Below are 14,155 nucleotides of genomic sequence, written 5' to 3'. Positions count from 1 at the left end.
CCGATGAAAAACACTATAAAATATATCATACCCATGCTAATTGCAGTCAGCTTAAGTGCCTGCGAAAAAGCCATCGACCTGAAACTAAAAGACAGCGAACCGCAATTTGTAGTTGAAGGTGTGCTTACCAACGAGGCTGGCGGCTGCAAGGTGCTGCTCAGCAAAACCAAAAATTTTACAGATAATAACGATTTTAACGGCATAAGCGGCGCGACCGTAACCATTGCCGATGAAAGTAACACCTATACCCTCGCCCCTACATCTACCGGCACCTACCAAAACAGCACCCTAACCGGCACGCCCGGCCATACTTACAAACTAAATGTAAGTGTTGATGGCAAAACATTCACATCAACCTGCACCATGCTCCCGGCGGTTAAGCTGGATAGCATTTACCTGGTAAAGGATGAACTGATCAACAATAAAGATGGCACCCCGCGCAAGTACGTAACCGTGCAATACCATGACCCTGCCGATGTTAAAAACTACTATCGCTTTGTGCAATACATAAATGGCCGCAAGGAAGAAACCGTAATGCTTGAAGACGACGAATTTACTAATGGGCAGGACGTTAACAACAACCTGCGTTACAGCAATGACAATGATAACCCTGCCCGCGATATCCGCCCCGGCAATGAAGTCACCATCGAGATGTTCAGCATTGACCAGGCCGTTTACAAATATTTTTACAGCCTGAGCAACAGCGCCAACGGCGACGGGAATAATGCCGCTCCGGCCAACCCGATGACAAATATTAAAGGCGGGGCGTTAGGCTATTTTAGTGCACATACGGTGGAGAGGAAGAAGCTCACAGCGCCGTAGCCCCCCGGCCCCCTAAAGGGAGAGGATAGACACATGGGCTCCGGGTACGCAGTCACTACCCCGAACTTAAAACCACGAAAGCATTTTGCTTCCGTGGTTTTCCTATTAGTAAAAACATAAATGGTCAAAGTATCCAACAATAAGTTTATTATCGATTAATACAAACCAACCCATAATAGCCAGCCCACCAAGTCCACAAAAATTTTTTAATTAAAAAATTTTCTGTAAATATGCCAGTCCAATCAATAAACCGTTTTACCGCTCGTTTATGTCCCATGATAAGGAATATCAGTTATGGCCCGATGCCCGGTTATTGGAGCATTTGAGGCTTGACGACCGTAAGGCGTTTGATATCCTGTACCATAAATATTCGTCGAAACTGTTTTACGCTGCCTATAATTTATTCAGGGATAAAGATGTGTGCGAAGATCTTGTGCAGGAGCTTTTTATTGATCTCTGGACTAAACGGAACCAGTTAAACATTACTTCGCTTGAAGGATATCTCAAAGTTGCCATCCGGCATAAAGTACTTTATTATATCCGTTCACAGAAAGCCTCGGTTGATATTTCGGTAATCGAAACCCTGGTTGAAAAATACTCAGCCGATAGCAAGGTGTTTCAAAATGATATCGCCCATCTGTTGGAAGATGGCGTGGCCCAACTCCCCGAAAAATGCAGGGAGATCTTTACCTTAAGCCGTAAGGAATATCTAACTAACAAAGAAATAGCCTCGCGCTTAAACATCTCCATCAAAACCGTCGAAAACCAGATCACCATCGCTTTACGGTATCTGCGCACCGGTTTAACCGATTACCTGCCTTCGGTTGTAGCAGTGCTTTTGCTGCACATTTTCAATAAATAAAAAATATTTTCAATTGCTTTGGGGGGTACCCCGGTTTATAGCATCCTGCAATTATAAACCAATGGCAAAATTCCCTTTCCGAAAAAAACAGTTGCCTGCAAACGATGTGGATTTGCAGCGGGAGCTTGTGAATAAATATTTCGACGAGCTTGATTTAAACAGCGTTGAAAACACCGCGGGCGACGGTGTGGAATTTGATGCCTACAAGGTTTATCATGGTATCCATACAACATTAGATAGTTTAGAAGCGAAATCAAAAGGTTCCGCAAAAAAATGGATGGTTGCCGCATCGCTCATTGCCGGATTGAGCATCTCGGTTACAGCCGCATATTATTATCGCTATGCGCTGCTTGACCGTGTTTCGCCTATTGTAAACAAACAACTTGTTGCCGCCAACGGGCAGATGGTGAACATCACCCTTACCGATGGTACTAAAGTTTGGCTTAACGGCGGTAGTAAACTAACCTATCCCGAATCATTCCGTGGGGAAAAACGCGAAGTTACGTTGGAGGGCGAGGCTTTTATAGATGTAGCCCATGATGCCACAAAGGCATTCATTGTACATACCGGCAACGTACACACCCAGGTATTGGGTACAAGTTTTAATGTTAAAGCTTACCCCGAAGATAGTTTCATTAAGGTAGATGTAAAAAGCGGCAAAGTTGGGGTGATCACCCCGGCGGGAACTGCAAAAAGCACCACCACATTTTTAACGCCTGCCGAAGAGGTTGTTTTTAACAAGAAAGGCAATTCGGTAATTAAGAAAACAGATGTTGATATCATCAGCCTGAGCAGCTGGAAAGATGGCGGCTTAACCTTTAAAAACACTCCTTTACTTGAAGTGCTGAATGCCGTTAACCACCGGTTTAATGTAAACATCAGTGCCGAAATAAACCTTACCCGCTGTTCTATCACTGCCAATTTCACCAATGTATCGCTGGATAATATTGTGAAGATCCTATCAAAAATAGTGAAGGGAAAAGCAGTGCAAAAGGGAAGCAATTACTTGTTGAAGGGCAAGGGCTGCTAATGTAAAAACCAATTAATGAATTATATACACCAATTACCATTAACCTAAATAAGTGCGGATGATGACATAATTACAATAAAAAACCCTGTACAAAAGGGATTTTGACAGGGTTAAAAACTAAAATGCCGGGTTATTAATAAGTGTAACGTTTAGAGGTCCAATTCAGAACGAAGCACTTGATTTCAAACACTTTAATTTCCTCAAATCTATGAATATATCTCTATTTTCAAATGGAGTAATTCGTCATGTAATATTATTAATGAAAATTACCTCGCTTGCCTGCTTTGTGGTTTGCCTGATGTGCTTTACGGCCGTGGCAAACAACACGTTCGGCCAGAAATTTCTGGAGGTATCGGTTACGCTTAAGCTAAAAAACGCCAAACTTGCCGACGCCCTTGATAAGATCTCGAACGATAAGCACATCAAATTTGCTTACTCTGATAACGTACTTAAGCCAGCTTATGTAGTTAGCCTCCGGGTTAAAGACAAAAGCATCCGCGAAGTACTGGACCAGGTGCTAACGCCTTTCAACCTCAGCTACAAAATTATTGATGACGTAATTGTTATTGATGAAAAGGCCGAGATTGAAGCCAGCACCGGCGGCATACAGCAAGGCCCCAGGCAACCCATCAAAATTAAAGGTAAAGTTACCGACGAGAACGGCCTTGTCATTCCGGGCGCCAGCGTACGGATCAAAGGGTCGCAAGCAGGTACAGTAACCGATATTAACGGTAACTACACTATCGATGCGCCCGATACCGAAGGCACACTGGTTTTTAGTTTTATAGGTTACACACCTAAAGAGCAACCTATTGGCGGCCAAACCACGCTAAACGTACAATTAGTGCCGGAGCGAACCTCGCTTAACGAGGTTGTGGTAGTTGGTTACGGTACGCAAAGGCGTGCTAATGTAATTGGTGCTGTCGATCAGATCTCGGCAAAGACTATCGAATCAAAACCATCTGTAAACCTTACACAGGCTTTACAGGGCACATCGCCAAACTTAATTATCCAGCAAACAAGTTCGGAGCCGGGTGCTTACGCTAATATCAACATTAGGGGTGTAAGTACGCTTAATGATAACAGCCCGCTTGTGGTAATTGACGGAATTACCGGTGGCGATATCAACCTGCTTAACCCGCAGGATATTGAAAGCGTTTCGGTATTGAAGGATGCCGGTTCGGCTGCTATTTATGGCTCGCGGTCGGCCAATGGTGTTATTTTGGTTACTACTAAAAAAGGTAAAAATAATTCGCGCACCACGGTTGCCTACAATGGCCAGGCGGGGATCCAAAAACCACATGTTGGTTATAAACCTGTGCATAGTTATGAAAATGCAATTTTACGTAATGAGGCTGTGGTTAATGCCGGTTTGCAGCCTATTTACAGTCCGCAGGATATCCGCAATTTTCAGCAACAGGGCGATCAGCAATGGTTTCTGGATGCCATTTTGCAAAACGCATGGCAGCAAAGTCACAACCTGAGTTTAACCGGCGGTGGTGCCAATACATCGTTCCTTGTATCCGCCGGAGTTACCGATCAGCGTAATAACCTGGTTGGGCCAGATTATGGTTTGCGCCGCTATAATTACCGCATGAACATTATCAGCAACTACGGTAAACTGAAGCTGACAAGTATCCTGGCTTATTCGCGTTCTGAAATTCGTGAACATTCATACAGCACAGGAACACTCATTGTTGATGCAGGCCGTACCCCTACTTATTATAAAATTAAAGACGATCAGGGCAGGTACCTTACCAATGATGTATTGACCGAGTTTAACCCTTTGGGTATATTAGAGCAGGGCGGTTACCGCACCCATGATGATGATAACCTGTTAGGTAATTTAAATGCCGAGTTATCGGTTACTAAAGACTTTAAACTGAAGGCGGTTTTTGGTGGCAGGTTATTATCCAATCATCAGTTTACCCGTGTAAAACAGGTTAGCTTTTATCCTTCAGGCACTTACGGTGCTGACAGGAATACCAATGATGATAACAACAAAGACCTTTTTACCAACACCCAGCTTTTGGCCGAGTATGCCAAAACTTTTAATAAAGTACACAATGTGGATGTGTTGGTAGGTGTAGCTAATGAATCAACTACATCTAAGGGCAATAGCATTCATCTTAAATATACCGACCCTGAGTTGGGAACGCCCACCACCGGTACTATTATTGACCCAAGCTCTACGGCTTCTAATAACGCTACTACAGAAACAAGTCTTAATTCGGTGTTTGGTCGAGCTAATTATTCATACCTGAATAAATATTATGCTGAGTTTGATTTCAGGATTGATGCTTCTTCAAAATTTGCTCCGGGTAACCGTGGCGCGTTCTTCCCGTCGGTATCTGCCGGTTATCGCTTAACCGACGAGAAGTTTATGGAAAGCTATCGCAATAAAATAGGCGATCTGAAACTGCGCGGCTCTTACGGTATTTTGGGTAACCAAAGTGTAAGCGATTACCAATACCTGCGCACCTACGGGCCATTCCAAAACGCTTATGGTTTCAACAACTCGGCTGTGGGCGGGACTTCTATCAATTTTGCTAACCCAAATCTGCGTTGGGAGCGCGCTGCTACGCTTAACGTTGGGGCCGATCTTAGTTTCCTGAATAACAGCTTAACCTTCGCGCTTGATTATTTTAATAAAACCACCCGCGATATCCTGTTGCCGCCTATTGTACCAGGCACATTTGGCGCAGGGCTGCCAAGTTACAATGCGGGTAAAGTGCAAAACCACGGCTGGGAGCTAACAGTAAATTACAACCTCAGTACACGCAATTTCAGGCACTCATTCAGCTTTAACGTTGCCGATAGCAAAAACAAGGTGTTATACCTTGAAGGCGGCGATCAGTTAAGAACATACGACGAAATGCAGGTGATCAATCGCGTTGGTTTACCCATCGGATCGTACGTTGGCTTAAAACGCGACGGTTATTTCCAAAACCTTCATGATATCCAAACCGGGCCTAAACCTACAGGCTTAACGGTATCACCGGGCGATAACCGCTATGTTGATGTAAATGGCGATGGTGTTATTGATGATAACGACAAGTTTGTTTTAGGTAACCCGTTCCCTCGTTTCACTTTCGGTTTTACTTACAACGTTACGTTTAAAGGATTTGATTTTAACCTGTTTTTACAAGGCGTAGGCAAACGCAGCATGTTTGTTCGTGGCGAGCAGGTTGAACCTTTTCATGTGAATTATTCGCAGGTTATTTATCAGCACCAGCTGGATTACTGGACACCTCAAAACCCTGATGCCCGCTACCCAAGGCTTGCAGCCAGCGGAAGCCAATCAAACGAAAACAACTTCAGGAGAGGATCGGATATGTATTTATTTGATGGTCAGTACCTGAGGGTAAAAAACGTACAGCTGGGCTATACCCTGCCTAACACATTGGCAAAAAAATTAGGGCTACAAAAGTTGAGGGCTTATGTATCAGGCCAAAATATACTCACTTTTTCGGGCATGAAGTTTATCGATCCGGAATCGACCGAATTTAATAGTAACCTCGGTGCCGGCGGGGCTAACAGCGCGCGTATGTACCCTACGCCAATTTATTACGGGTTTGGTTTAGATGTAACCTTATAATACTATCCATCATGAAAAGAAATTCACTATATAAATCAGCTTTTCTGGTATTGCTTGCAAGTGTTTCGGCCTGTAAAAAGCTCGATCTGGCACCTACCAACAAGTTTACCGATGGTAACTTCTGGACAACTACCGAAAAAGCCAATGCCGTACTCAACACCGCATACTCGCAGATGTTCAGTAACGATTACTTTTTTTACAACGAAGGCGCATCTGATAATGCCTACAACGGCCGTGGTGACAACCAGGGTGCGGCATCATTGGCAGCAGGTACTTACGACGCCTCTTTAGGCCGTATTAAACAAGAATGGGGTTATCATTACGGCGGCATAAAAACCAGCAATATATTCTTAGAGAATGTGGACAGGGTAACCGATATGGATGCCACCCTAAAAGCAAGGATGAAGGCCGAAGCGAGGTTTTTACGTGCCTTCCACTATTTTATGCTCGAAACCTGGTGGGGTGATGTTCCGTTGTTTGATAAAGATATCACCATCGAAGAATCAAAAACGCTTGCCCGTACACCTAAAGCACAGGTAGTTGATTTTGTTTTAAAAGAGCTTGACGCCGCCGCTGCCGATTTGCCGGTAAACACCGCTTATAAAGATGCCGACCGGGGTCGCATAACCAAAGGTGCAGCCATTGCATTAAAAGCACGTGTATTATTATACGAAGGCCGCTGGCAGGATGTAACCACAATCTGCGAAAAGCTAATAAACGATAACAGCAACGGCACATACGCCCTGTTTCCATCGTATGAAGGTTTGTTTTTACCACAAAACGAGTACAACAGCGAGGTTATCCTCGACCTGGAATTTGTACCCGATTTGAAAACTTACAGCAACTTTTTTGATATGGCCCCACTGGCCGTTGGTGCCCGCCTGAACGCCCTTGCCCCTACACAGGAACTGGTTGACAGCTACCTGATGGATAACGGTAAAAAAATAGGCGATGCAGGATCTGGTTATGACGAAAACAATCCATACGTTCACCGCGATCCGCGCTTAACCAACACAGTGGTTTATAATGGCTACCAATGGAAAAAACCGGACAACAGTACAACGGTTATCTACACCAAACCAGGTTCGGATCCGGGAGCTACAAAACCGGATGAATACGCTCCGGGCAAAGTAAGCTCGCCTACAGGCTATTATACCCGCAAATATTACGACCCTGCATCTGCCGTAAATTTCCAATCGGGTTTAAACCTCATATTGATCCGCTACGCCGATGTGCTATTGATGTACGCCGAAGCTAAAAATGAGCTTGGCCAACTGGATGCCGGTGTTTGGGATAAAACCATTAAAGCACTGCGCAGCCGTGCCGGATTTACCGATGCACCTGCATTGAATTTCCCTGCCGGAAGCCAGGCCGATCTACGCGAAATTGTTCGTAACGAACGCCGTGTTGAATTGGCTATGGAAGGCCTCCGCGTATTCGATATCCGCCGCTGGCGTACTGCCGAAACGGTGTTGAATGGTTGGGCGCATGGTGCCAAATTTGGCCCTGCTTCGGTTGATAATGGTTACATCCGGGCTAACCAGCGCACTTTTGATAAAAGTAAGGCTTACCTGTGGCCAATCCCGCGTGATGAGCGTGCCGTTGACCCTAATTTAACCCAAAACCCAGGCTGGTAAATCAATAATTATTTATAAAACAAGACATTATAATCAATTACGATCATGAAAAATATTACATACTGCCTTATGGCAGGCATCATAGCTATACTATCCATAACCGGTTGCAAAAAAGACAAAACCTTAAATCACACTAATGTTTCTGCTGTAACCAATCTCTTCGGCCCGGCAAACAACAAATTTATTCAGTTGGAGCCGGTAACGGGTTCGGCCACTTTCGAGTGGGCCGAAGCCCATGCCGAAGATAATGGTCTGGTATTGTACGAAGTTGCTTTTGATAAAGAGAACGGCGATTTTTCTAAACCTATCTACACCATCCCATCAGATGCGAATGGTTTATACAACAAACTAACCATGTCGTACAAAGACCTGAACAAGGTAGCCGACCTGGCAGGCATCCAGCCACAAGCCACCGGCAAACTGAAATGGACTGTAATGTCATCTAAAGGTATCAACGTGGTTAAAGCAACAGTATCTAACATTATAGAAGTTCAGCGTGCAGCCGGTTTTACCGATATTCCTGTTGATCTGTACCTTACCGGTTCAGCGACTGAAGGTGGTGAAGACCTGAGCAAAGCCGTGCACTTTAAACAAACGGCTGCGGGTGTTTTCGAGGCCTGGACATCATTAAAAGCGGGTACTTATCACTTTGCCGAGCGCAACACCGGTACGCCTGCAACTTATTCTGTTGATGGTGTTAAACTATTGAAAGACGGTAACACCACCGTAACCGGCGCTACCAAAGTTGAACGTATTGTGGTTGATTTCACTTCGGCATCAGCAGCAATTACCGAAGTAACTGAAGTAGGTTTATGGTTTGCTGCCGATAACAAAGTTTGGTTCCCGCTGCCATACAAAGCAGGTGGTAAATGGGAAATTGATAATGCCTCGATCGTTTTTCACCAGGAATCATGGGGACGTGACGAGCGTTATAAATTCCGCTTTACATTTAAAGATGCGGCAGGTGCTACTTCAACCCAGTATTACGGTAGCAAAAACTCAGATAACAGTCGCCCGGATGCGAATACGGCTAAGTCGTTTTATTACATGGTGCCGGTTAACAACGCACAATACGATTTCTGCTTTAAGTTCACCGGCGCTGCCGATAACCACAACGCCGATATCATAGTTGATTTTAGCGCTGATGCAGCCGCTTACACCCACTCTGTTACTGTTAAATAATATTAATGGTATGCCCATTGCCGGGTTTTAAGCCAGGCGATGGGTTTACAAAAAGCTTATTTTATGAAAAATAAAGTGATCAACAATATAGCTATGCTTGCTTTAACAGGCGGCATGGCAATGGGCTTTTCCTCGTGCCTCAAGGATAAACCTTTTCCATTATATGGCAACAGGGCATCGGTAAAAGTAGATTATAAATACGCCCAAACAGCCGATACCTTGCAGGATAAAACCTATACAACCTTTCTGTCTGCCAATGGCAACTATTTTGTAGCTAATAACGCGGGCAGTACGGTATTCAACTATTGGCCTAACGCCCATACGCTGGATATTTTTACTGATGGCTACCTGCGCACCAAAAATGATATCTACAAGCAGCGGATGAGTTCACTACTGGCCGGTATCAAAACCAGCAACGGCGGGCTATCCAATAATTTTTATGACGATATGGAATGGCTGTCGCTCTCTACCTTAAGGGCATACAGCGCTACCAACGATGCCACATACCTTACAGCAGCCCATACCCTGTGGACCGACATTCAAACCGGAGAGAACAGCAACCAGGGCGGCGGCATAGCCTGGCGTAAAAACCAGTTGGATTACAAAAACACCCCGGCTAACGCGCCTGCCATCATCTTTGCGGCAAGGCTTTACATGCTGGAGAAAAACGAAGCCGACCTTGCCACAGCCAAACGCCTGTACACCTGGCTAAAGAAAACCCTGCTCGATCCTTCGGGCATTATCTGGGACGGCATCAACGCTAATGGCGACGGGCAGATCAGCAAATGGAAATTCACCTATAACCAAGGCGTATTCATAGGTGCGGCCTTAGAGCTTTACCATGCCACTAAAGATGCCGCCTACCTTACCGATGCGGTAAATACAGCCAATGCCACTATGCTTGATACGGATATCTCGCCCGGCGGAATCCTAAAATCGGAAGGGCAGGGCGATGGCGGTTTGTTTAAAGGGATTTTAGTTAGATATATGACGCTACTGGCCCTTGATGCCGATGTTAATGAAGCGGATAGAACAAAGCTGATCACCTTCCTGAAGTTCAACGCCGAAACATTATATACCCAGGCTATTGAACGGCCATCATTCATGATCAGTCCGGATTGGAAGAAGGCGCCATCGGGTACAACTGATCTCACTACGCAGTTAAGCGGTGTAATGATGGTTGAAGCTGCCGCGAGTTTGAAGGCGGCCGGGAAGTTGTAAAAAAGGCATCCATCCTGAGCTTGTTGAAGCATGGCGGGCGAGGCCTCTGCGCACGACCCTTCGACAGGCTCAGGGTGACAGGCCCTCGCACAACGAAAATTGGGTGTCATGCTGAGCTTGTCGAAGTATGGTGGGCAGGGCCTCTGCGCGCGACCCTTCGACAGGCTCAGGGTGACAGGCCCTCGCACAACGAAAATTGGGTGTCATGCTGAGCTTGTCGAAGTATGGTGGGCAGGGCCTCTGCGCGCGACCCTTCGACAAGTTCAGAATGACAAACTATCACATAACGAAAACCGGGTGTCATACTGAGCTTGTCGAAGTATGGTGGGCTGGGCTTCTGCGCGCGATCCTTCGACAGGTTCAGAATGACAAACTATCACATAACGAAAATCGGGTGTCATGCTGAGCTTATCGAAGTATGGTGGGCTGGGCTTCTGCGCGCGATCCTTCGACAGGTTCAGAATGACAAACTATCACATAACGAAAACCGGGTGTCATACTGAGCTTGTCGAAGTATGGTGGGCAGGGCCTCTGCGCGCGACCCTTCGACAGGCTCAGGGTGGCGGGCCCTCACATAACGAAAACCGGGTGTCATGCTGAGCTTGTCGAAGCATGGCGGGCAGGGCCTCTGCGCACGACCCTTCGGCAAGCTCAGGGTGACAGGCCCTCGCACAACGAAAATCGGGTGTCATGCTGAGCTTGTCGAAGTATGGTGGGCAGGGCCTCTGCGCGCGACCCTTCGACAAGCTCAGGGTGACAGGCCCTCACGCTAAGGCTATTAAGGTTCTTTTAAGCCTTTAGCTTTAGCTAATTCTGGTAACAGATCCCATTCGCCTCTTATAATGGCCTCTTTTTTCGCTCTCCTCCAACCCTTAACTTGTTTTTCGAATGCTATTGCCTGATTAACATCATTGAAAATTTCATTGAATACTAACGTTAGTGGCCGACGTTTAAAGTGTAACAGTTAGGATTCTCACCAGATTGATGTTCAATGATTCTTCGTTCAATATTATTGGTAATGCCGGTATAATATGAACCGTCAGCATACTTTAATATATAAACATGATATTGGTTCAGCCCAATATTTATCATTACCCAAACAAATTATTAGTAAACTCCAGCTTTATCCTCGTTTGGAAATTATCAATCGTTTTAAAGATCTCCTTTAACGCCACCTTTTCAATTTTGGTAAGTTTATCAGGGTCAATGTAATTATCGGGTTCGGTGCGATCCTGGATAATTTGGGAAGCTTGATTACGTAACCTTAGGCTCATCAGGAAATAATATGATTGCGTAAGCTCATGCGCTTCCTGTTCGTTAAATACACCTTTTTCTTTCAGGGCTTTAAGGCGCTCGCCGGTATTTACTTCAAAAATACGGTGGCGAAGGGCATACACCCGCACCAGATCTACAATCGGAGTCATCGATTTTTTAATGTCGAAAACTTCCTGGCTGTCTTTGGTAAACGTTTTTATTTTTTTGAAAAAGGTTAGTGGCGGCTCGTATTGCAGGGCGTTTTTTGCCAGGTGGAAAAAGATCTTGCCTAAGGGCTTTTGTAATTCCTCATCCAAAAACCCCTTCAGCTCATCCATAATGCTGGCCTCACCGTATAGGTACCTGCAATCAAAAAAGGTGGAGAACTGGATCACCGTTTCAGGCACGGCTTCGGTCATCCAGCTTTCGTAGTTCCGCTTCCAGTGCGAAAGGGAATGTGTCCATTTAGGATTTTGAGCCATATAGCCTCCTGTGCAAAAGCTGAAGCCTATATGATCGAGCTTTTCAGATACCTGTTGGGCAAAAGCCAGAAAATATTCGCGCACCTGTTCGCGGTGTTCGTTAGCTTTATCTTCGTATATAATGGCGTTATCCTGGTCGGTTTTAAAGGTTTGCTCCTTGCGGCCTTCGCTGCCAAGCACCATGAAAACAAATTTGGCAGGTGGCTGGCCCATGGTTTCGATAACGCTTTCTATCACCTTAATAGCGATGGTATCGGCAATAGTAGTGATCACCTGGTTAACGATCTCGGCATTTACGCCCCTACCCAACAACTGCGTAACCATTTGCGGTACCGACTCCCATTTGCGCTTCAACTCCTGTACGGAAATAGCCTGCTTAACCGACTGGATAAATACCAGCGGCGATTGGGCCTGCTCGGCCAGTAATTTATTTCTGCTGATACTGCCTACAAACTCATCACCATTTTTAATAAGCAGGTAACGTGTTTTGGTGCGGAACATCATCAGGATAGCCTCATAAACATAGGCGCTGGTACTAATGCAAACAATGGGATTATCCATCACATTGGCAATAGCTTGTCCAGTATCTAATTGTTTAGCTGTCACATTATCGCGCAGAGTAATATCGGTTACATAACCAACAATTTTGCTTTGCTCATCCCTTATAAAAATGCAGCTTACTTTATGCCGGGCCATTAACCGGGCCGTTTCAAAAACAGGTGTGTCGCTACTGCAGGAAACAATATCCCGATATTCGATATTCTCAATTTTGCGGGAGTAAAGTTGCTCCGAAGCGATATAACTTTCCTCGAACGTGGCAGGCTTTTTATAAAAATGAGCAAACTCATCATTAAGCATCCGCTTACCAAAATCCGAAGTAAAATATTGAAAAAACTCCTCGTAAGCTTTACAAAGCGACCGAAAATCTTTGCGGTGAAAAAAGAAAACTGTTGTCCCCTTTTTAGCGATCACCGTGCGGATGGATTGCTTACGGTTAAGCAATACCGAGATCCCACCATAACAGTAGCCCGGGTAATGATTTTCAAGCAGACGTTTATTCTGCTTGCTATCGTAAAAAAAAGATTCGTATTCACCCTCAGCAATGATGTCCACGCCGCGCATTTTAGTTACTTCCTGCTGATAAATCAGCGTGTCTTTACTATAGCGGATCTCCTGTAACTGATCAGCAACTTCCTCTAATACCTCCTGCGGAAGCAAGTTAAAAGGGGCAACTTTACTTAAAAAATCAAGACGTTGAACCATGTACCCAAAAAGCTATGATGATGATCAATATTAAAATAACGGCAGCCGGTAAAAGATATTTTTTTTCCGACCGGATCTTTTGCAGGTAAACTTCCTGGTGCTCTACAGCATCTTCGGTAATATCACCGCGTTTTTGCATTTCAAAAAAACATTCGGCAGTGGCTTCGGCATCTTCCATGGCGTTGTGCTGCCTATCTAATGTTTTGTTAAATAATACCTCGTACAATTGGTTTAGCCGCAGGTATTTTACCTGTGGATTTTGCACCCATTTGGTAGTGGCCAGCATAGTACAATATGTTTTGAGGTTATCCAGCGGATTGGGTATGCCGGTGCGATAAAATTCCACCCCGGCAACGTTCAAATCAAGCTCAATAAAGTGCCCTATTACCAAAGGCTCAAAATGGATCAGATCATTGGCAAGCTTGGCCATTACATCTTTGCGCCATTCACCGTTCTCGGTCAAAAATTGAGGCGTGAGGCCATGTACCTTAAATGCTTTTTCGCTGATGGTAAAATCATTATCTTTTATATAATGATCTTCCCGCTTCACTTCATGGCCATCATTAGTGTACACTATCCACGATACCTGCAGCGCGTAGGGCCAGTTATCGTTATTACAATAAGGCTGGTCCCATTTAATGGGCAGGCCCGAGGTTTCGGTATCGATGAATAAAAGGTAATCTTGCACATGCTAAATTTATGAATTTATTTGAATGATGCAGAAAACCGGATATAGATACAAAGAAATAACGCGGTTATAAATGACACAGCCCGTGCCGAACATATTTCAACACAGGCTGTACA

General features: G+C 45.0%; 10 protein-coding genes. 7 read left to right on the top strand and 3 right to left on the bottom strand.

Going from position 1 to position 14,155, the window contains the following annotated elements:
• Positions 1 to 3: 3 nt before the first annotated feature.
• The 7 genes from AAFN85_RS21200 (at position 4) to AAFN85_RS21170 (ending at position 10,352) form a co-directional block, all read left to right on the top strand.
• Entirely contained in the window at positions 4 to 822 is an 819-nt protein-coding gene (locus AAFN85_RS21200) for a DUF4249 domain-containing protein (RefSeq protein ID WP_347529617.1), read from the top strand.
• Positions 823 to 1,090: 268 nt separating this feature from the next.
• The gene (locus tag AAFN85_RS21195; RefSeq protein WP_347529616.1) at positions 1,091 to 1,684 is read left to right on the top strand and encodes an RNA polymerase sigma-70 factor; all 594 of its coding nucleotides are present in this window, start codon (positions 1,091 to 1,093) and stop codon (positions 1,682 to 1,684) included.
• Between the two features lie 61 nt (positions 1,685 to 1,745).
• Positions 1,746 to 2,714, top strand: coding sequence for a FecR domain-containing protein (locus AAFN85_RS21190; protein ID WP_347529615.1), 969 nt, complete (start codon positions 1,746 to 1,748; stop codon positions 2,712 to 2,714).
• Positions 2,715 to 2,973: 259 nt separating this feature from the next.
• Entirely contained in the window at positions 2,974 to 6,312 is a 3,339-nt protein-coding gene (locus AAFN85_RS21185; protein ID WP_347529614.1) for a TonB-dependent receptor, read from the top strand.
• Between the two features lie 11 nt (positions 6,313 to 6,323).
• On the top strand, positions 6,324 to 7,949 hold the full coding sequence (locus AAFN85_RS21180; RefSeq protein WP_347529613.1) for a RagB/SusD family nutrient uptake outer membrane protein: 1,626 nt from the start codon (positions 6,324 to 6,326) through the stop codon (positions 7,947 to 7,949).
• Positions 7,950 to 7,994: 45 nt separating this feature from the next.
• Complete coding sequence (locus AAFN85_RS21175) at positions 7,995 to 9,131, top strand: SusE domain-containing protein (protein ID WP_347529612.1); 1,137 nt, start codon at positions 7,995 to 7,997, stop codon at positions 9,129 to 9,131.
• A gap of 63 nt (positions 9,132 to 9,194) precedes the next feature.
• Positions 9,195 to 10,352 (top strand): glycoside hydrolase family 76 protein, encoded by a 1,158-nt coding sequence (locus tag AAFN85_RS21170; protein ID WP_347529611.1) that lies wholly within the window; start codon positions 9,195 to 9,197, stop codon positions 10,350 to 10,352.
• A 936-nt stretch (positions 10,353 to 11,288) separates the two neighbouring features.
• Here the strand turns inward: AAFN85_RS21170 and AAFN85_RS21165 are convergent.
• The 3 genes from AAFN85_RS21165 to AAFN85_RS21155 are packed head-to-tail and all read right to left on the bottom strand — an operon-like array spanning position 11,289 to position 14,039.
• Positions 11,289 to 11,444, bottom strand: a complete 156-nt coding sequence (locus AAFN85_RS21165; RefSeq protein WP_347529610.1) for a GIY-YIG nuclease family protein — start codon at positions 11,442 to 11,444, stop codon at positions 11,289 to 11,291.
• Positions 11,444 to 13,351 carry a DUF294 nucleotidyltransferase-like domain-containing protein gene (locus AAFN85_RS21160; RefSeq protein ID WP_347529609.1) on the bottom strand — a complete coding sequence of 636 codons (1,908 nt, stop codon included), beginning with the start codon at positions 13,349 to 13,351 and terminating at the stop codon, positions 11,444 to 11,446. The genes AAFN85_RS21165 and AAFN85_RS21160 overlap by 1 nt, the downstream gene beginning before the upstream one ends.
• On the bottom strand, positions 13,335 to 14,039 hold the full coding sequence (locus AAFN85_RS21155) for a 3'-5' exonuclease (RefSeq protein WP_347529608.1): 705 nt from the start codon (positions 14,037 to 14,039) through the stop codon (positions 13,335 to 13,337). Before AAFN85_RS21155 ends, AAFN85_RS21160 begins: the two co-directional genes overlap by 17 nt.
• Positions 14,040 to 14,155 lie beyond the last annotated feature (116 nt).

The sequence above is a fragment of the Mucilaginibacter sp. CAU 1740 genome, from assembly GCF_039839285.1.
GTDB lineage: Bacteria > Bacteroidota > Bacteroidia > Sphingobacteriales > Sphingobacteriaceae > Mucilaginibacter.
The sequence above is the reverse complement of the archived record's forward strand: the minus strand, read 5'-3'. Positions and strand labels throughout refer to the sequence as shown.

Bases quoted from the DNA above. Each gene is read 5' to 3' on its own strand.
- AAFN85_RS21200 (WP_347529617.1), top strand. From the start codon at position 4: ATGAAAAACACTATAAAATATATCATACCCATGCTAATTGCAGTCAGC.
- AAFN85_RS21195 (WP_347529616.1), top strand. From the start codon at position 1,091: ATGTCCCATGATAAGGAATATCAGTTATGGCCCGATGCCCGGTTATTG.
- AAFN85_RS21190 (WP_347529615.1), top strand. From the start codon at position 1,746: ATGGCAAAATTCCCTTTCCGAAAAAAACAGTTGCCTGCAAACGATGTG.
- AAFN85_RS21185 (WP_347529614.1), top strand. From the start codon at position 2,974: ATGAAAATTACCTCGCTTGCCTGCTTTGTGGTTTGCCTGATGTGCTTT.
- AAFN85_RS21180 (WP_347529613.1), top strand. From the start codon at position 6,324: ATGAAAAGAAATTCACTATATAAATCAGCTTTTCTGGTATTGCTTGCA.
- AAFN85_RS21175 (WP_347529612.1), top strand. From the start codon at position 7,995: ATGAAAAATATTACATACTGCCTTATGGCAGGCATCATAGCTATACTA.
- AAFN85_RS21170 (WP_347529611.1), top strand. From the start codon at position 9,195: ATGAAAAATAAAGTGATCAACAATATAGCTATGCTTGCTTTAACAGGC.
- AAFN85_RS21165 (WP_347529610.1), bottom strand. From the start codon at position 11,444: ATGATAAATATTGGGCTGAACCAATATCATGTTTATATATTAAAGTAT.
- AAFN85_RS21160 (WP_347529609.1), bottom strand. From the start codon at position 13,351: ATGGTTCAACGTCTTGATTTTTTAAGTAAAGTTGCCCCTTTTAACTTG.